Consider the following 18,750-nt stretch of genomic DNA (forward strand, 5'->3'; position numbering starts at 1 on the left):
AGCTTGCATGACTTACTTGCATTGTTAAAACAATAAAGCCCTCAACTGAGGGCTTTATATTATTAGTGTTTAGTTAAATTCTAGTGACGCATCTATTAACCAATCCCAAAGGTAGCGAGCTAAACCTCGATCAACGTAAATATTATATTTACCCTGACTGATATGATCTAAAATCACTGGGATTTCAGCAAATTTGGTTACCGTACAACTGTTGACGGCAAATTTACTGTGCATGTCTAACGAACAACCTTTTGACATTAACTCAACCACTTCATTACCCGATACAGTAAAGCCAACACGCGAGTCAGTATTTAATGTAGTTAAAGAAATAAAGTCTTGTTGTAAGGTAATTAACTGCTCTAATACCATCAATTCTTGCTCAATTGGCATGCTTATCAACCATTCATTTGGGTTTAACCACATAAGTCGGTAAGTACCATTTGCTGTTGCAGTACAGGCTTTAGTCGGTAATGCAACACCAAGTAAAGCTTCAACTGCTTGATGAAAAGCGGTATCACTGCCCGGACCTTGCAAGCGCACCAGACCTGTTGCGCACACTTCTTCAAAGTTTATATTGGTATTTTGCCATTTAGCTTCACCAACTTGTTGATGAAGTTCAGCAAGGGTTGAAGTTACAAATAATTTATTCGACATTAATACGGTCTCCTTTCGGGTCGTAGTGTGCAGCTTTAGTGATTGTACATGGGATAACTTCGCCACGGTGGAATGCATATACAGTGTCACCGATACGTTTGCTTCCACCTTTCACTAAACCAATAGCAACAGATGCATTTAGTGTTGGACTCATCACAGTTGAAGTAACAAAACCTTGGCTTGGCATTGGCGCTTTAAATACCGACTCGTTAATGATGTGGGCGCCTAAAGGCAACTCTTGTGTAGGATCTACAGCCTTAAAACCAACAAACTGATGACGGTTTTCAGCTTGATCAGCTGGACGAGCCAGTGACCTCTTGCCGATAAAGTCGTCTTGCTTTTTCGAAATAGGCACAGCCCAACCAAAATCCAGCGGCGTACTTGTACCTAAAGTATCTAGGCCAATCACTAAGTGACCTTTTTCAATACGCATCCAGTTTAAAGCTTCAGTACCAAATGGTGTGATATCAAACTCTTTACCTGCTGCCATACAAAGCTCAGATAAGGCTGTGGCATAACGACTAGGGATATTAATTTCAAACGATAATTCACCGGTAAAACTTGCCCGTAAAACACGCACTGGTACGCCATCAATTTGGCCTAGCTTCATCTCCATATGAGCAAAAGCATCTTTGCTCACATCGATACCTGTCCCCAGTTTCTCCATCACCTTACGTGCATTAGGACCTGATAATTTGATGTCTGCCCATTGGGTAGAAACGTTTGCAACCAGCACTTTATAATGAGGCCATTCGGCTTGCCACTCTTCTAGCATTAATGCCACAGAAGCAGCACCTGCTGACGTAGTATTTAACAAGAAGTGATCATCAGCTAAACGTACTACAATACCATCATCGATAAGTGAACCACGTTCGCTACACATTAAGCCGTAACGCGCTTTACCTACTTTAACTGTGCCAATGTTATTCACATATATGCGGTTTAAGAATTCAGCGGCATCTGGGCCTTTCACTTCAATTTTACCTAGTGAGGAATAATCTAAAACACCAACAGAAGTACGTACAGCATGGATTTCACGAATTACTGCTTGCTCTTTGGACTCCCCTGCTTTTGGGTAGTAATCGGCACGTTGCCAGCCGTAATCAATAAAAACAGCACCATGATCTTGATGGAATTTTTTCGCCGCGACTTGTAAGCGTGGACGATATTGCTCACCAATATCTCGACCGGCTATTGCACCAATAGTAATTGGCGCATAAGGAGGACGAAACTTTGTTGTACCTACTTGTGGAATAGGACGATTAGATAACTCAGCCATTACTGCTAACGCATTAACGTTAGAAGTTTTACCCTGATCAACACTCATACCGTTAGTGGTATAACGTTTAACGTGCTCAACAGACAACATGTTTTCACGTTGTGCCAGTTCAATATCGGCAACTTTTACATCGTATTGGAAATCCAACCACTGTTTATCTGATGGTGCATTTTTGGTATACCAGTATGCTTGCGTACCAATGGTAGCTTCATCGGCACAATCATTTGTGGTATTTAAAGTAACGTCTTTACCCGTAACTTTACTAACAGCGTCGCTACCTGCAGCATAACCCGACTCTAGCGACGATTTTAATGAAAAATGACCATCAGCAGAGCCAGTGACTTTAACTGCTTGTGTACAATTACCACGAGGTACTAAACAGGCTTTTTCATCTACGTAATCTAATGAACCGCCAGCTTGTGAATACAAATGTATGGTTGGTGTCCAACCACCTGACATTGCTAATAAGTCACAACTTATTTTGGTGTCAGTGTTTCGCAATGAACCATTGTCATGTTTGGCAATAGATACTGCTTTTAGACCTTTACGACCATGTACTTTGGCAATGGTATAACCGTGATAAATTGTAATACCTTTATCTGTGGCTTGTTGTTGCCAGTAGCCATTAGCATTGGCACGAGTATCAACAATAGCGACAACTTCGCCGCCAATACCATGAAAATCTAATGCTGATTGATAGGCACTGTCGTTATTAGTAACAAACACTGCTTTATTACCAGCAGATACACCGTAACGATTTATATAAGTTCGCACTCCACTAGCAAGCATAATCCCTGGGGCATCATTATTTGCAAACGCTAAAGGACGTTCAATAGCACCGGTGGCAAGTACTACTCGTTTAGCGCGAATTTTCCAAAAACGTTCACGAGGTAAATCTTTATTTACATCACTATTTTTGGTTTTCGGCCCTAAATGGTTGGTAACACGCTCTACTGCAACTAAAAAGTTTTGATCGTAATAACCACTCACCATTGTGCGCTTTAATAATGTAACGTTATCTAGAGCTGCAAGCTCCTTGATCGCTTGTTCAACCCACTGCATTGCCGGCTTGCCATCAATTAATTCTGATGACGCTAATAAAGAGCCACCAAATTCAACGTCGTTATCTACCAGCATAACTTGTAACCCTTGACGGGCTGCGGTTAATGCTGAAGCAATACCTGATGGACCTGCACCAACGACCAATACATCGGTATGACGGTGGCGCTTATGATAAGTATCAGGATCGCGTTCAGTTGGACATTTGCCAAGGCCAGCAATATTACGCACTAAACCTTCATACCAACTCCAGTTTGGCCACATCATAGTTTTATAATAAAACGATGCAGGAAAGAAGCGATGGAAATAGCCTAAAACGCCAAACACATCATTGTTAACGTTTGGCCAAGAGTTTTGCCCTTTCGCGTCTAATCCATCATATAAAGGCACTAAGGTTGCTCGTGCACTAGGTTCTGAATAAGCAGAATCAGGCTCTAATTGCACTAACGCATTAGGCTCTTCAATACCAGCAGCCATTAAACCTCGAGGACGATGTAATTTAAAACTACGACCAACAATTTTAATATCATTAGCAAGCATTGCTGAGGCTAATGTGTCGCCTTGAAAGCCTTCAAATTTTTTACCATCAAAACTAAACGTGAGTGGCTTAGTTGTATCTACACGATGCAGATTGCCTAAGCGGTTTGCAAAAGACATTATTTAGCCTCCTGATCTGAACTGGCAGTGCTACTTTCATCAGCAACTGCAGTAACTTCATGGGTGATGGTGTTTCTATCAATGGTGAACCATTGACGACAACCATAGGTATGGCGCCACAACTCACGTTGCAGTCCCATAGTATTTTTACGAACGAACAAATAGTCGCTCCACTCTTCATCTGTTACGTTTTCAGGTTGTTCAGGACGAACAATGCCGGCCTGACCACCGCAGGTGAATTCATCTTCATCACGATCGCCACAAATTGGGCAAGGAACTATCATCATAATTATCTTCTCCTCTTGGAGTTTAAATTCTTTTCTAACAATTAAGCTTTAAAACTTAGTAATAAGCTCTTTGTTGGTGGGTAAAGGTGGTTTAGGCAAGGCACTTGAAGCGACGTTTAGTACACTAAACGAGCGCCAAGTAACGCAGCATAAATCGCTTTTAACCCCAACAAAGTTAATGAGGGATGCCGGCAGCGGCTGCCTCATCTATCATCTCGCCTCTGGCAAAACGACCTAAATCGAATTTCTCAACTAAGTGATGAGGTTTATTGTTTGCTACCGTATACGCAAGTGTTTCACCACCAGCAGGAATGCCTTTAAAGCCACCTGTGCCCCAACCTGTACTGATGTACATGTCTTTTACTGGCGTTAAACCTATTATTGGGGTTGAATCAGGAGAAATATCTACAATACCGGCCCATTGACGCATTAACTTTAAGCGACTAAATAATGGGAAAATTTCACACATTGCTGCCAACGTATGCTCTGTAGGATTAATGTTACCGCGCTGACCAAATGACGGATAAAAGTCTGCAGTACCGCCGACTAAAATTTCACCTCGATCAGATTGTGATACATAACAATGCACAGGACCTGAGCCTACACAACCGTGCATAACCGGTTTAATAGGCTCTGACACCATAGCTTGTAGGGTTTGTGATTTAATTGGTAAATCAAAACCAGCCATATCAGCAATGGTACTTGAAAGGCCTGCAACACAAGACACAACCTTGTCAGCTTTGATCACACCAAACTTGGCTGTTTCAACGCCAATGGCTTTGTTATTACTGTCGGTTAATATATTTGTTATCGGACAATCTTGAATAATATCAACGCCCATATCTGAAGCGCGACGTGCATATCCCCAGGCAACGGCATCATGACGAGCTACACCGCCACGTTTTTGTACAAAACCACCTTGAATTGGGTAACGGCCATTAGGGTTTAAATCAATAACTGGCTCACGCTCTTTTACTTGCTCTGGTGTGAGCATTTCTGAGTCCACACCTTGTAGTAATAATGAATTTGCCGCACGTTCAATTAACTGCATTTCAACTGCAGAATGACCAAGCAGCATCACGCCACCTTGGCTTAACATAACGTTATAATTAAGTTCATTACCAAGTTGTTCATACAGTTTTAGTGAATGGTCATAAAAATTACTACTTTCTTCATAGAAGTAGTTTGAACGAACCATAGAGGTATTACGGCCAGTATTACCGCCGCCTAACCAACCTTTATCGATAACGGCAACGTTAGTGATACCGTGATTTTTAGCTAAATAATACGCTGTTGCTAAGCCTTGACCACCAGCACCTACAATGACTACATCGTAGGACTTTTTCGGCTCAGGCGATCGCCATAATGGCTTCCAGTTTTTATGACCGGCAAGCGCATGTTTGGCCAAATTAGTAAATGAATACTTTTCCATATTTTGTTCCTTAAGAACGAGACAAGTAACTTATTTACTCATCTATTAAATTTATGTTTCGCTAAATAGTTAGTTGTTAGGCAAAGCTGTTGATAAATTATCTTATGAGTTTATATTCCATAAATGATTAAGATAATTTTGAAAACAATGCAGCATAAAAACTAAATATGACGCGAAATTATAGGATAATGGTTCTTTCGCCGTTAAGTATGATACGGTCTTCAACATGTAAACGAACCGCACGAGCTAGGGCTGTAGCCTCTGAGTCATGGCCAATTTCAATCATGTCTTGCACTGACGTTGCGTGATCGACATGCTTAACTTCTTGCACAATAATTGGACCTTCATCCAGATCAGCAGTTACGTAATGCGCTGTGGCACCGATTAATTTAACGCCACGATCATAGGCTTGTTGATACGGCTTAGCGCCTTTAAAACCCGGTAAGAACGAGTGATGAATATTGATCGCTTTGCCGTCAAGTTTTGTACATAAGTCATCAGATAAAATTTGCATGTAACGGGCAAGTACTAATAAATCGACACTTTCTTTTTCCATCAATTCAAGAATTTGTGTTTCTTGTTGTGGCTTGGTTTCTTTAGTAATTGGGAAGTGATAAAAAGGTAACCCGTAAAATTCAACAAAGTCTTTACAATCTGGGTGATTAGAAAATACACCAACAATGTCTATTGGTAAAACACCACCTTTCCACTTGGTTAATAATACGTTTAAACAATGGTCGTACTTACTTACAGCTAATAATACTTTTGGACGGTAGTCTGCGCTGCGCAGTTTATATTCCATGTTTAACTCTTGCGCTAAAGCATCAAATTTAATTTTGAACGTTTCAATACCTTCAGTCATTTCACGATCGTCAAACTCTATACGAGAGTTGTAAATGCACGTTTCAGGATCGCCAAAATGAGTAACCTTAGTTACATAAGCACCATTTTCAAATAATGCTGTTGAGAATTGGGCCATCAAACCTAATCGGTCTGGGCATTTAAGAGTAAGAATGTACTTGTTATATTCTGCAGCTTGAGCCGACATAGTTAACTCCATTAATTAATTTGTGTATGAACAAGGTTTATATTGGTAGCTGAATCATCGCAAAGTCCATACGCAATTACTTGTCATAAACAAAGTTAACTCCGTCAAAAAGAGTCCCTCCCTTTCTTTAAGGTGCTATCAAAACTAATACCTGACTAACAATAGAGGGATTAACACGTAAACTTCCTAAAATAATAAGTAGATATTCGCCAAACTGTATTATTTATTAAGCATACTCTTAATAATATTTTTGAAATTGGTGTTTTGAACTGGCAAACCTATATTATAGGTGCGTTTTTGACTGAAATTTTAGTCATGATGACATGTTATTAACTTGAGCCACCGCTAACATCAAAGTAGATAAAGATTAACAAAACCAAAACAAATAAAGGTTTAGGAAATAGATAATGAAATTAAGCCAAAGTTATATGACTGGTGAAGGTACTGGTCAATTATTATATGAAACAATCGGCAATTGTTTTGATCGTATTGCTAAACAATACCCTGACAATGAAGCTCTTGTTGTTCGTTATCAAAACATTCGCTGGACCTATAGTGAACTCAAAAAAGAAGTCGATAAATTAGCAACCGGTTTACTTGCCCTAGGCATAGAGCCTGGCGATCGTGTTGGTATTTGGGGACCAAACAGCTATGAGTGGGTATTAACCCAGCTTGCTACAGCTAAAATCGGCGCACTTATGGTATGTATTAACCCTGCATATCGTTTATATGAACTGGAATACGCGCTAAACAAAGTTGAGTGTAAAGCAATCATCAGCGCCGAAAGCTTTAAAACTAGTGAATACTTGGTAATGTTGCAAGAGCTTGCGCCTGAGCTAAACACTTGTAAACCTGGACATTTGAAAGCAGAGAAGCTACCTCATTTAACCACAGTGATCCGTATGGGTGTAGAGCAAACACCAGGCATGTACAACTTTGGTAACGTCTGTGGCATGGGTAGCGAACAAGGCAAACTACGTCTTGCTGAATTAGCGGTTGAACTACAACCTGATGATGCCATTAATATTCAATTCACCTCAGGTACAACGGGTAATCCCAAAGGTGCAACATTAAGCCATAACAATATTTTAAATAATGGTTATAACACGGCTAATGGTATGCAATTTACCCCTGAAGACAGGTTATGTATACCTGTGCCTTTGTATCATTGTTTTGGTATGGTATTGGGTGTTTTATGTTGTGTAACTACTGGTGCAACTATGGTATTCCCTGCACAAGCATTTGATTCTCGCTCAACATTAGAAGCCGTGCATAAAGAAAAATGTACTGCTCTGCATGGCGTACCTACCATGTTTGTAATGGAACTCGACCATCCAGATTTTAGCGATTATGATGTTAGCTCCCTTCGTACAGGAGTTATCGCAGGCGCACCATGCCCAGAAGAATTGATGAATAACATTATTAGCAAATTGCATATGGAAAGTGTTGTTATTGGTTATGGTCAAACTGAGGTTAGCCCTATTAACCATATGACATTGCCTAACGATACTTTAGAAAATCGCACTCAAACAGTTGGTCGTGCTATTCCTTATGTAGAAATAAAACTTGTTGATGAGTCTGGTCACGTGGTCGCCATTGGTGAGCAAGGTGAAATTTGTACTCGTGGTTACTCGGTAATGTCGCATTACTGGAACGACGAAGAGAAGACTAAAGATACCATTAAAAACGGTTGGTTATACTCAGGTGATTTAGGCACCATGGACGAGCATGGCTATGTACGTATTACCGGTCGTATTAAAGACATGGTAATTCGCGGTGGCGAAAACATTTACCCACGTGAAATTGAAGAATTTTTATATACCCACCCACAAATTTCAGAAGTACAAGTATTTGGTGTAGTTGATGAAAAAATGGGTGAAGAAGTTTGTGCCTGGATTCAACTTAAAGAAGGTGAAACAACAACAGAAGAGGATATTAGAGAATTTTGTAAGGGCCAAATTACCCATTTTAAAATTCCACGTTACATCCGCTTTGTTGATGAATACCCAATGACAGTTACCGGTAAAATTCGCAAAATAGACATGCGCGAACAAATGGCAAAAGAGTTATACGGTTAACAACCGATGATTTACACGTTTTAAAGGGGCGTTAATCTTTATTAAAGATTAACGCCCCTTTACTCATCTTGTCGTTTCGCCAACTCTCGTTTGCGATACTTGCCAGGTGTGATACCTGCCCAACGACTGAACGCGCGGGTAAAGTGGCCGCTTGAGCTGTAACCGAGCGAATTAGAAATATCGATGATCTTATAATCAGGGTTTAATAACCACTCTTTAGCAATGTCATAACGAATGCGTTGAATCACCTCTTTATAACAAGTCCCCTCTTTCGCCAAACGACGTTGTATTTGTCTTAGCGACAAGCCAATTTTCTCGGGCACTTCTTTAAGCTCAGGTAATTTTACTCGCCTATAAGGTAAAAGTGCCTGATATAAGGTATCGGTAAAGGTTTCCGGTAATATTTCATTACTGTGGGTACTGCCTTGTTTATCAGCAAGTTCAGCACTCAATTCCCCTAAAATTGCATCAGGAATATAGAAGCCAGTAAATAAGTTACTATCTGATATCATTGCCCCTGGGTAATATTGTACAAATACTTTATGTTTGTCCTCTTGTACTAAGGTGATTAACTTAGGTGCCCACCCCTTACTAATAAAGCTTCGTACTAAACGCAGCATATTGGCAAATACTACTTGCTCCATTGGGACAACACCGTATTGCGGGTCAAATTCACTACGACCACGGATAAACCAGGCACCTTTGGATTGTTTATTTAGCCAAAACTGTCCGTGTGATGAAACTTTATTCCGCAAATCAATAAAGTTTACCAATGCATCATAAACACTACTTGATTCTGATTGAATATTGGCTAGTATCGGCGTAAGTACCTCAAGCTTTTGTTGCTCATCAAGATTAAACCCTAAAGCCTTATCTCCTGTTTCGTCATAAGCTAACTGCATCAACTTCCACCAGGGAAATGTAGGGATTTTTTGCTGCTTATTTTCCAGTAACGATAAGGGTAAATCCGCCTGCTCCATTAATTTAACTACAGGGGCATTGATACTTTGCAAATACCTGATAATAGGCATAGCTATAGCGGAGTCAATTAAGTGTAAGGTCTTACCCATGGTACTTTGTAACGACTTTAACGGTAAATGTAAAAATTTTGTAACCCCTCAACAAGCGGCACCTAATGGTAATTATTAATAGATTGTAACAGTATAATGCAATCATCAACAGAGAGAAGCCTGTTAAACAAATTTATTATTTACTCTATGAGGTATTAGTTATGAACACAAGCAAGCCAACATTCAAACTTTTAACAACTGCCGCAGCCGTTGCTATTTCTTTAGTAAGTGCACCAACAATGGCCAGTGAAGAAATCCATCAAGGTTACAGCGACACTGCAGCACAATACGAAGTTGACGGAAAAATTGTTAGTAACGTAGATGTTGAAGCGCCACTTTGGAACCCTCGTGGTAAAACGCAAGAGCAACTTGCAGCTCGTGTACAATCGCTTGTTAACTTTTATGCAAACAGCTCAACGTACCTTGAGAAAACTAAAGACATACCTTACCGTGTTAAATACCAAGACGCTATTGCAATCAACTCAGTTCTTCCAAATTCAGTTGGTATTATCGGTAACACTAAAGAGTCTTACTCACGCGGTTTATTAGCAAACTACAATGCTGGTATGACAATGGCTTCAGCAACAGTTTACGCTTTCCCAGCAGATGGTAGCGATGAAATTGATCCATTCTTACGTGCACAGCGTTCTGACGAAGTTGGTAATGGTATGGGCTTAGTGAAGGTTGTAGATACTGACACTATTCGTCAAGCGAAAAAAGATGGCAAAATGGCGATTATGTACAATACCCAAGGTGCTGACTTTGTTATTGAAGATTTAGGTAACATTGATAAAGCCTACGATGCAGGTGTTCGTGCGATGAACTTTGTCTACAATGCTAACAACGCATTAGCTGCGGGTGGCGCAGTAAGCCGTACAGGTAAAGACACAGGTGTTACTGAACTTGGTGAAGAATACATCAAAGAGATGAACAAGCGCGGTATGATCGTTGACGTTTCTCATTCTTCAGACCAAACGGCCATTGATGCGGCGAAATACTCCACAAAGCCTCTTCTAGCATCTCACTCAAACGCTGCTGGTGTATATGACGTAAGTCGTAACATGTCTGATGAAGCGATGATTGCCATAGGTAAAACTGGCGGTGCTATTTGTTCAACAGGTATTGGTTTATTCTTAGGTGCAACAGGTGAAGCAACACCTGAAATTTTTGCAACACACGTTGAATACACTGCTAACTTGATTGGTCGTGACAAAACTTGTTTCTCAACAGATTACGTTCACGCCTACGAAGAATTGCTAATGACTCAAGTACCAAACGTAGACATTTACCCACCAGAGAAAGGATTTGGTGGTTACATGCAAAACGTATCAGCGCGTGACATTTGGGCTGTAGCACGTATTCTTGAAGAGAAATACGGTTGGAACGAGAAAGAAGTACGTGGTTTCTTAGGCGAAAACCTAATGCGCGTATATAAAGCTAACTGGAATAAATAAACTATAACCATTCTCTTTAATTAAGTAGAAGTAAATTTACTCACTTCTCCTTAAAACTAGCTGAATAGTTAGAATAAAAGCCATCAAACGTTCATAGTTTGATGGCTTTTTTATTAAATTTATTTGCTGTTAATAAGTTTTATTCCACTAAAGTAAAATGTTGAACTAATTTGGGCCAGAATATGCACTTCAGTTTCAAACATTGAAAAAGAGTTAAAATACAAACAGCCCGTAGGCAGGACTGTTTGGTAGAAGAGCTGAAAATTAATTGAACGTCTTATTCCTATTGTGCAGCTCTGTCCAATCTTGCTTATGTGTAATAGGTACAATACCGTAAGGGTTAAACGACAAGTGGCTTGCATAATAATGGCGTTTGATATGTGCTTCATTTACCGTTTTAGCAATATTTGGCATTTGGTATAATTCCAACATAAAGTTATAAATGTTGTTGTATTGTTCAATCAATCTTAAGTTACACTTAAAGTGTGTATGGTATACCGAGTCAAAACGAACTAATGTCACCCATAATCGCCAATCAGCTTCAGTTAATTCATCGCCTGTTAAATAACGATTGTTAGCCAATATTTGTTCCACTTCGTCGAGTGCAACAAATAGCTCTTTTACATTTTTATCGTACGCTTCTTGCGTGGTAGCAAAACCACTTTTATAAACACCGTTATTGATTTTGTGATAAACCAATTCATTTACTTCTTCAATTTTAGTGCGTAAATGTTCAGGGTAAAAGTCTAAGGTATTGCCAGTAATGTCATTAAACGCACTATTGAACATGCGAATAATTTCAGATGATTCATTATTTACAATCACCTTATTCTTCTTGTCCCATAGTACAGGTACACTATTAACTCCAGTGTAATGTGGGTCTTGTGCTAAATACTTTTCAAAAATATATTCATCACCGTATAAATCATCACCTGTTGTGCCGTAAAGTTTTGCAGACTCTGCATCATGCTTAAAGCTCCAGCCTATGTCATGCATATCAGGATTAACCACACTTACAGAGATTAAATTTTCCAGCCCTTTTAGTTGACGAAAAACCAATGTGCGATGCGCCCATGGACACGCTAATGACACGTATAAATGATAGCGGTCAGCTTCAGCTTGAAAACCACCACTTCCTGATATACCTGCACTACCATCTGGTGTTATCCAATTTCTAAATTGTGATTCTTTACGTTGATATTCACCGTCTTTTATACTGCTATTCCAGTTGCTTTTTACTGATGTCATAAGGATTCTCTTTGTCTACTCTGTATGTATGTTCGTTCTTAACAATCGATTAAATAATTCGGGTTACTTGATCTAAGCTAAGTCTAGGTCCACGCGGATAGTTACCAGATTTATCGCCGTAACCTAAATTAATTAAGAAGTTAGATTTGTATCTACCTTCTGGGAAAAATTCGGCATCAACAGCGTTATTATCAAAACCGCTCATAGGGCCACAATCTAAGCCCAACATGCGAGCTGCAATAATTAAATATGCGCCCTGCATTGAACTATTCCTTTGAGCTGTTGCTTGACTAAATTCTGAGTTATTTTCAAACATTTCTTTTGCGTTAGGTATTGCCGGAAACTGCTCTGGCAGATGATTAAAAAATTGCGTGTCACTCGCAATAATAACGGTTACCGGTGCGGCCAAACTTTTCTCTTTATTACCCGTTAAAAGTGTTGAATTTAAACGTTGTTTAGCGTCATTTGTTTTAACAAAAACAAAATGTCCAGGCTGGCTGTTCATTGACGTCGGCCCCCACTTCATCAGTTCATATAGCTGTTTTAATATTTCATCTGGTACGGGTGTTTCACTAAAAGAATTAAAAGTACGTGCATTTATAAACGCTTGGTCTAGTGCTTGGTTGCTAACTGATTTAGACATGTTGATTTCCTATAAAGTTAATTTAGTTCGTTTGTTTCATTTCAATAATAATGAAATGTGCATGCTTGCCTTTTAAAGAAAACTTTAGTTTTCCTGGCTCTTTTAGCTCTAATGAATCTCTTTCATTGAGCGCTGGGTAACCTTCAATATGCATGCTACCTTCAGCACAATTAATATAAGCTTGACGACCTGGTTTTAACTCAAATTCAACGGTTGCGTAAGAGTCTGTTAGCTCAGAAGCATATAAATTAACGTCAGCATTGATATACAAAGGAGAGGTATCTTTATTTTTGGGATTACCAACAATGTGTAGTAATTTATTTTCTCTGTCCTTTAACTCAAAACCTTTATGGTTATAGCGAACAGCACCACCACGTTTTGGTGGCATAACCCAAATTTGTAAAAACCGACACCAATCACCTTGCTTGTTCATCTCTGAGTGCCACACTCCAGAGCCAGCAGAAATTGCTTGTACATGACCTCGGCCAATGGTTTCTTCTTTTTGCGTGACGCTATCCCAGTGCGTTAATTTTCCTTTAACCACATAACTAATGATTTCCATGTCTTTATGTGGATGACGACCAAAACCATCGTGAGGCTTAATATCATCGTCATTGAAAACACGTAACGCGCCAAAGCCCATGCGAGAAGGATCGTAGTAATTCGCAAATGAAAAATGAAAACGTGTATTTGCTGGGTGCATATGACTACTAGGTAAATAGTGTAATTCTGAGGCACTGATCTTTTGATAGTCGGCGTTCATAATAATGTCTCTTCTATAAAGTTATTGCTATTTAGCGACCGTTAACTTGTAACGGTCACATCTTTCATATTGATTAAGCTAATCGTTGTTTGATTACGTTATCGAGTGATAATTTTCCTGCACCACTCATCATTAATGAAATTGATACCGAAAATAATGCCAGGCCAAATTCGTAACCGTTGTCTGCCATAAATAAGCCATTGCTAAAATGAACACTAAAGATGGCAACTAGCATAGTAATGCTTAGCATTAGCGCCACTGGACGAACCAGAAAGCCAATTAATAAAGCTAAACCACCAAAGAATTCTGCGCTACCGGCTAACAATGCCATGTAGTATCCTGGTTCTAAGCCAATTGAATCCATCCACTGGCCAGTGCCCTCAAGACCGTAACCACCAAATAAACCGAAAAGCTTTTGTGCGCCGTGAGCAATAAAAATAAACGCGATTGGAAATCTAAGTGCTAATGTTGAAAATCCTGCGTCAGTTGAAACTAATTTTTTGATTAATGAAATATTCATATTTTGTCCAATATTTAATGTTTTAAAATGAGGCTGTAAGCCGTTTCATGTAAGTCTTAATAACTTGATGCAGAGATAATAAAATAAAATAGAAACAAAAAATAACGCAACGTTTTGATGATTAAGTTCAATTTTTTTGACCTATAATCACTAACTATATTTAAAGTCTTTTGGATCAGTAGGTTAGACTATACTGGCATCGTATTTTGAGTGTTATGAGTAATTAATAAAGCGGTGATATAGAAGGTGACGACATGAAATTTGATATGTTCTTTTATGTTTGGACAAAAAAGCCCCCAGCAATTGGATAGTCCAACTGTTGGGGGCACTTCAATATAGCTGATTTTATCGAACGATGCGCTTAACTAGGTAAAAACACAATTCATAGAAATTCAGCATAGAGATAACGCGAGTATTTAGCCAAGAATAACTTGCTATAACACTTTAGTAAGAACCTTTAACGTACTGTGAAGTGTTTTATGTACAGGGCATTTATCTGCGATAACTAGAAGTTTAGTGCGCTGTTCATCAGTAATATCTCCTATCAAATTTATTTGACGGTTAATTACTTCTGTATAGCCCTCTTTCTCATCACAGTTTTGAGAGTCTTCATGATAGTTTTTGCTATGGTTTAAAGTCACTTTAATATCATCAAGCGGAATTTTTTTATGATCAGCATACATTCTTAACGTCATTACCGTGCAGGTTCCTAGAGCAGCTAATAGATGTTCATAAGGATCTGGTCCAAGATTATTCCCCCCCACCTTTATAGGTTCATCCGCTAACCAATAATGGCTATCGCTAACCACGTTCAAAGTAAATTTATGATTCTTTTCAGACACAACAATACTACCTGTATCAGCTATTAGTGTTTGCTGAGTTTCACTTTCTACTTCAATATATTTGTTAGCCCAACTGGCGATCACCGTTGCGGCATACTCTGCATCGTCTTTATTCGACAAAAAGTGATCTGCTTTATCTAGTGAAATAAAGCTTTTGGGATGCATTACACTGGTGTAAATTTTTTCAGCTTGATTTATTGAAACAACCGAGTCCATAGGGCTATGCAAAACTAAGAGCGCTTTACCTTTAAGAGCAAAGTCATCTTTACTATTGTCGTTTAAATCGTCAATAAATTGTTTTTGATTGCAAACTCTCTGTAGCCCAGCTTTACCTTGGCAATGCCATTTTGGTTGATCTCATCAAGACTGTCCTGAAAATTATGTATTACATGATCAGCTTTTGCTGGAGCACCTATAGAAACAACGGCTTTTACTGATTCAATACTATTGGCTACCGCAAGCACAGCTGCACCGCCCAGGCTATGACCAATAAGTAACTGCGGGGCCAAGTAACGTTCTTTTAAAAATTCGGCAGCGGCCCTTAAGTCTTCTAGGTTAGAAGTAAAATTTGTGTTGGAAAAATCGCCATCACTATTACCTAAGCCGGTAAAATCAAAACGTAATACCGCAATACCATTTTCAACTAAGGCACGAGAAATTCTTGACGCTGCGGCAATGTCTTTACCGCAAGTAAAACAATGAGCAAATAATGCATAAGCTTTCACATCATTTGCTGGAAATTCTAACAAGCCAGACAAACGAGTGCCGTTACTCATAAAGTCAACTTTTTGTCGCATGTTCTTACCCTTTTATTAAAGTGAAAAAAATTCTTTATCGTCACCAGGTATGCTGGCAAAGTGCTGGTTTTTCCAATCATCTTTGGCTTGTTGAATACGCTCTTTATTAAACGATACAAAATTCCAATGAATGAAAGGTACTTTTTCAAACTTATCGCCACCTAACATCACAAATCGTGCGTTATCTGCCAGCGATATGTGACTATCTCCAGGCTCTAAAAGAATAAATTGATTAGGACCAAATGTTTCGCCATCAATGATGATGTTGCCATACACTAAGAATATTGCTGTTTCTTGCGAAGGATTTGGGATGGCTACTTCACTACCTTTGTTTGCGAGCACATCTACATAAAACATTGGTGAATACGTTTTTATTGGCGAGCTTAAGCCATATGCTTCACCCGCAACAACTCTCATCATTACGCCATTTTCTATATTTGTTGGTAAACTTTGTTTTTTAACGTGTGTAAAAGAAGGTGCAATCTCTGCCATGTTTTCAGGTAACGCTACCCAGCACTGTAAACCACTCACTGAATGCTGCTTGCCACGCACTTCAAATGTCTCTCGCTCAGAATGCACAATGCCAGAGCCTGCAGTCATCCAGTTAACATCACCTGGAAAAATTTCTAAATTATTACCAAGTGAATCTCGATGTAAAATACTGCCATCAAATAGATACGTAAGTGTCGACAAGCCAATATGAGGATGAGGTTTAACGTCAATCCCCTGCCCAGCAGGAAATGTACTCGGTCCCATTTGGTCAAAGAAAATAAACGGCCCAACCATACGCTTTTGTTGATGAGGTAAAATGCGCTTAACATCTAAGCCGCCTATATCATGTTCTGTTGCTTTAAGTACCTTAGCCATTGCTACCTTACCTATTTAATATAATTTGATTGACGTTACTGTCTGCATGCAAGTATTACTTTCTTTGAATATTTACATGCCCCCATAACCTTATAAAAAAACCAGATAGCTCAATTACACTATCTGGGTCTTTTTAACTTTAATCTTCAACTGCTGTTAAATATAGCTGATGGGGAGAGTGCTATTAACTTAAGCGTTGCTTTAAAAGGTTATCTAGCGAAAACTTTCCTGCGCCACTCATCATTAAAGAAATTGATACCGCGAATAATGCCAAGCCAAACTCATAACCGTTGTCAGCCATAAATAAGCCATTAGCAAAATGAACACTAAAGATGGCAACTAGCATAGTAACGCTTAGCATCAATGCCACAGGGCGAACCAGCAAACCAACTAATAACGCTAAGCCACCAAAGAATTCTGCGCTACCGGCTAACAATGCCATGTAGTAACCTGGCTCTAACCCAATTGAATCCATCCACTGGCCGGTACCTTCAAGACCGTAACCACCAAATAAACCGAAAAGCTTTTGTGCGCCGTGAGCAATAAAAATTAACGCGATTGGAAATCTAAGTGCTAAAGTTGAAAATCCTGCGTCAGTTGAAACTAATTTTTTGATTAATGAAATGTTCATAATATTTTTCCTAAGTTCGATGTTTCTGAATAATGAAGCTATTATATTTAAAGAAGTTAACGAATAATAACGATCAAATTTGAACAATTAATTCAAAAGGATTGATGTATGAACTCCCCCATTACACTTGATGCGTTAAAAGTACTAGACGCTATTGAACGCAAGAAAAGCTTTGCTGCTGCCGCAGATGAGCTTTTTCGTGTCCCGTCTGCAGTTTCTTATACGGTAAATAAACTAGAAGAAGATCTTGGCGTTGAGTTATTTGATCGCTCAAAGCGTAAAGCACAGTTAACTCCCGTTGGAACAATGCTTATCGATCAAGGCAGGCTAATTTTAAAGGCGACCGATGAGTTAACGCGGCTGGCTCAACAGTCAGCTAATGGTTGGGAGGCAGAGTTGCGTATTTGTATTGACAGTATTTTATTATTTAAACCTATTTATGCATTAATCGCCCAGTTTCAACAGGAATATCCGTGGATAAATATTCGAGTAACAGAGGAGGTCTTAGGCGGCACTTGGGACTCTTTAATTGCTGATAGCACAGATCTCATTATTGGCGCTACAGGTGAGTCCCATAATAGAGACTTTAACGTACAATCGTTAGGTGACATTGACTTTGTCTTTGCCGTTGCAAAAGATCATCCGTTAGTGAATGAACCAGTACCTATATCAGACAGAGCAATAAAGCAGTATTCTTCGATTGTAGTTGCTGATAGTTCTCGTGGTCTACCTAGTCGTTCAGAGGGCCTACTCGATGGACAATCCCGTATAACTGTACCTTCGGTTCAAAAAAAGATAGAAGCGCATCTACTAGGCGTAGGGATCGGCTTCCTGCCCGTTCACCGCATTAAAAGAGAACTTGAATCAGGCGAACTCGTTTCCTTACAACTTGCAAGTTATGAGAGCAGAACTAGTCAGTTGATAATGGCATGGAATAAAGACAATCAAGGCAAAGCACTGGCTTGGTTTATTGAAAAGGTACAGGAAATAGCAGATGAATTAATATAGAACTTTTTGCTACAAACTTATTGCCGTCCTGGCAGTTTGCATACCTTCATCCATGAAGCAAAAAAGCCAACCTATCGTTAATAGGTTGGCTTTTATAATATCGCTTTTATTATGTAGGTAATATTTCCGGCAGAGAGCACGTTTGCGCAGGTTCAGACTTTGTATATAACTACGCTGGTACATTAATGTGGATTTTAAACAATCTAGATGCATTCCCCGAATCTATGGGTTACGCCTCACCATCTCATATGGGTATGCCGGGGAAAATTTGGGGCGTTGTACGTGCCCTTGAAGAAGTCTACGGTTGGAGTGAAGATGAAATCAAAGGCTTGCTGGGGGATAACCTCATTCAGGTTTATAAAGCTAACTGGCAATAAAATGATCAACAAACACAATGACAATCAGAGCAGTTT

The 18,750-nt window shown here is 39.3% G+C and carries 16 protein-coding genes and 1 pseudogene; 4 read left to right on the forward strand and 13 right to left on the reverse strand.

Annotated elements, in window-relative coordinates; all coding sequences use genetic code 11:
- Positions 1-69 precede the first annotated feature (69 nt).
- The 5 genes from RI845_RS10720 to purU form a co-directional block, all read right to left on the reverse strand.
- Complete coding sequence (locus tag RI845_RS10720) at positions 70-654, reverse strand: sarcosine oxidase subunit gamma (RefSeq protein WP_348386166.1); 585 nt, start codon at positions 652-654, stop codon at positions 70-72.
- Positions 644-3,649 carry a sarcosine oxidase subunit alpha family protein gene (locus tag RI845_RS10725; protein ID WP_348386167.1) on the reverse strand — a complete coding sequence of 1,002 codons (3,006 nt, stop codon included), beginning with the start codon at positions 3,647-3,649 and terminating at the stop codon, positions 644-646. The genes RI845_RS10720 and RI845_RS10725 overlap by 11 nt, the downstream gene beginning before the upstream one ends.
- Positions 3,649-3,936 (reverse strand): sarcosine oxidase subunit delta, encoded by a 288-nt coding sequence (locus tag RI845_RS10730; RefSeq protein WP_348386168.1) that lies wholly within the window; start codon positions 3,934-3,936, stop codon positions 3,649-3,651. The genes RI845_RS10725 and RI845_RS10730 overlap by 1 nt, the downstream gene beginning before the upstream one ends.
- 175 nt (positions 3,937-4,111) lie before the next feature.
- On the reverse strand, positions 4,112-5,368 hold the full coding sequence (locus RI845_RS10735) for a sarcosine oxidase subunit beta family protein (RefSeq protein WP_348386169.1): 1,257 nt from the start codon (positions 5,366-5,368) through the stop codon (positions 4,112-4,114).
- A 178-nt stretch (positions 5,369-5,546) separates the two neighbouring features.
- A complete protein-coding gene (gene purU, locus RI845_RS10740; RefSeq protein ID WP_348386170.1) occupies positions 5,547-6,416 on the reverse strand; it encodes a formyltetrahydrofolate deformylase in 870 nt (289 codons plus the stop codon).
- Between the two features lie 407 nt (positions 6,417-6,823).
- Here purU and RI845_RS10745 point away from each other — a divergent pair, with 407 nt between their 5' ends.
- A complete protein-coding gene (locus RI845_RS10745) occupies positions 6,824-8,494 on the forward strand; it encodes an AMP-binding protein (RefSeq protein ID WP_348386171.1) in 1,671 nt (556 codons plus the stop codon).
- 59 nt (positions 8,495-8,553) lie between these two features.
- Here the strand turns inward: RI845_RS10745 and RI845_RS10750 are convergent, their stop codons facing one another.
- Positions 8,554-9,564, reverse strand: coding sequence for an AraC family transcriptional regulator (locus RI845_RS10750; protein WP_348386172.1), 1,011 nt, complete (start codon positions 9,562-9,564; stop codon positions 8,554-8,556).
- Between the two features lie 161 nt (positions 9,565-9,725).
- Between RI845_RS10750 and RI845_RS10755 the strand changes: the two genes are divergently transcribed.
- Positions 9,726-11,018 carry a dipeptidase gene (locus RI845_RS10755; RefSeq protein ID WP_348386173.1) on the forward strand — a complete coding sequence of 431 codons (1,293 nt, stop codon included), beginning with the start codon at positions 9,726-9,728 and terminating at the stop codon, positions 11,016-11,018.
- Positions 11,019-11,282: 264 nt separating this feature from the next.
- Here RI845_RS10755 and RI845_RS10760 read toward each other — a convergent pair whose 3' ends face one another.
- The 7 genes and pseudogenes from RI845_RS10760 to RI845_RS10790 all read right to left on the reverse strand — a co-directional run bounded on the left by RI845_RS10760 (position 11,283) and on the right by RI845_RS10790 (position 17,329).
- The gene (locus tag RI845_RS10760; RefSeq protein ID WP_348386174.1) at positions 11,283-12,266 is read right to left on the reverse strand and encodes a glutathione S-transferase family protein; all 984 of its coding nucleotides are present in this window, start codon (positions 12,264-12,266) and stop codon (positions 11,283-11,285) included.
- Between the two features lie 49 nt (positions 12,267-12,315).
- Positions 12,316-12,909, reverse strand: a complete 594-nt coding sequence (locus tag RI845_RS10765) for a malonic semialdehyde reductase (protein ID WP_348386175.1) — start codon at positions 12,907-12,909, stop codon at positions 12,316-12,318.
- Between the two features lie 22 nt (positions 12,910-12,931).
- Positions 12,932-13,672 carry a pirin family protein gene (locus RI845_RS10770; RefSeq protein WP_348386176.1) on the reverse strand — a complete coding sequence of 247 codons (741 nt, stop codon included), beginning with the start codon at positions 13,670-13,672 and terminating at the stop codon, positions 12,932-12,934.
- Positions 13,673-13,745: 73 nt separating this feature from the next.
- Complete coding sequence (locus RI845_RS10775) at positions 13,746-14,192, reverse strand: DoxX family protein (RefSeq protein ID WP_348386177.1); 447 nt, start codon at positions 14,190-14,192, stop codon at positions 13,746-13,748.
- A 434-nt stretch (positions 14,193-14,626) separates the two neighbouring features.
- A pseudogene (locus tag RI845_RS10780) lies at positions 14,627-15,831 on the reverse strand (bifunctional alpha/beta hydrolase/OsmC family protein).
- Positions 15,832-15,846: 15 nt separating this feature from the next.
- On the reverse strand, positions 15,847-16,698 hold the full coding sequence (locus tag RI845_RS10785; protein WP_348386178.1) for a pirin family protein: 852 nt from the start codon (positions 16,696-16,698) through the stop codon (positions 15,847-15,849).
- A 184-nt stretch (positions 16,699-16,882) separates the two neighbouring features.
- Positions 16,883-17,329 (reverse strand): DoxX family protein, encoded by a 447-nt coding sequence (locus RI845_RS10790; protein ID WP_348386179.1) that lies wholly within the window; start codon positions 17,327-17,329, stop codon positions 16,883-16,885.
- A gap of 108 nt (positions 17,330-17,437) precedes the next feature.
- Here RI845_RS10790 and RI845_RS10795 point away from each other — a divergent pair, with 108 nt between their 5' ends.
- Together RI845_RS10795 and RI845_RS10800 are read left to right on the forward strand one after the other, a co-directional pair.
- Positions 17,438-18,337 (forward strand): LysR family transcriptional regulator, encoded by a 900-nt coding sequence (locus tag RI845_RS10795; RefSeq protein ID WP_348386180.1) that lies wholly within the window; start codon positions 17,438-17,440, stop codon positions 18,335-18,337.
- A 122-nt stretch (positions 18,338-18,459) separates the two neighbouring features.
- On the forward strand, positions 18,460-18,714 hold the full coding sequence (locus RI845_RS10800) for a hypothetical protein (RefSeq protein ID WP_348389535.1): 255 nt from the start codon (positions 18,460-18,462) through the stop codon (positions 18,712-18,714).
- The last annotated feature ends 36 nt before the right edge of the window (positions 18,715-18,750 follow it).

The sequence above is a fragment of the Thalassotalea nanhaiensis genome (genome assembly GCF_031583575.1).
GTDB classification, from domain to species: domain Bacteria; phylum Pseudomonadota; class Gammaproteobacteria; order Enterobacterales; family Alteromonadaceae; genus Thalassotalea_A; species Thalassotalea_A nanhaiensis.

Excerpts from the sequence above, each read along its gene's own strand:
- RI845_RS10720 (WP_348386166.1), bottom strand. The coding sequence starts at position 654 with ATGTCGAATAAATTATTTGTAACTTCAACCCTTGCTGAACTTCATCAA.
- RI845_RS10725 (WP_348386167.1), bottom strand. The coding sequence starts at position 3,649 with ATGTCTTTTGCAAACCGCTTAGGCAATCTGCATCGTGTAGATACAACT.
- RI845_RS10730 (WP_348386168.1), bottom strand. The coding sequence starts at position 3,936 with ATGATGATAGTTCCTTGCCCAATTTGTGGCGATCGTGATGAAGATGAA.
- RI845_RS10735 (WP_348386169.1), bottom strand. The coding sequence starts at position 5,368 with ATGGAAAAGTATTCATTTACTAATTTGGCCAAACATGCGCTTGCCGGT.
- purU (WP_348386170.1), bottom strand. The coding sequence starts at position 6,416 with ATGTCGGCTCAAGCTGCAGAATATAACAAGTACATTCTTACTCTTAAA.
- RI845_RS10745 (WP_348386171.1), top strand. The coding sequence starts at position 6,824 with ATGAAATTAAGCCAAAGTTATATGACTGGTGAAGGTACTGGTCAATTA.
- RI845_RS10750 (WP_348386172.1), bottom strand. The coding sequence starts at position 9,564 with ATGGGTAAGACCTTACACTTAATTGACTCCGCTATAGCTATGCCTATT.
- RI845_RS10755 (WP_348386173.1), top strand. The coding sequence starts at position 9,726 with ATGAACACAAGCAAGCCAACATTCAAACTTTTAACAACTGCCGCAGCC.
- RI845_RS10760 (WP_348386174.1), bottom strand. The coding sequence starts at position 12,266 with ATGACATCAGTAAAAAGCAACTGGAATAGCAGTATAAAAGACGGTGAA.
- RI845_RS10765 (WP_348386175.1), bottom strand. The coding sequence starts at position 12,909 with ATGTCTAAATCAGTTAGCAACCAAGCACTAGACCAAGCGTTTATAAAT.
- RI845_RS10770 (WP_348386176.1), bottom strand. The coding sequence starts at position 13,672 with ATGAACGCCGACTATCAAAAGATCAGTGCCTCAGAATTACACTATTTA.
- RI845_RS10775 (WP_348386177.1), bottom strand. The coding sequence starts at position 14,192 with ATGAATATTTCATTAATCAAAAAATTAGTTTCAACTGACGCAGGATTT.
- RI845_RS10785 (WP_348386178.1), bottom strand. The coding sequence starts at position 16,698 with ATGGCTAAGGTACTTAAAGCAACAGAACATGATATAGGCGGCTTAGAT.
- RI845_RS10790 (WP_348386179.1), bottom strand. The coding sequence starts at position 17,329 with ATGAACATTTCATTAATCAAAAAATTAGTTTCAACTGACGCAGGATTT.
- RI845_RS10795 (WP_348386180.1), top strand. The coding sequence starts at position 17,438 with ATGAACTCCCCCATTACACTTGATGCGTTAAAAGTACTAGACGCTATT.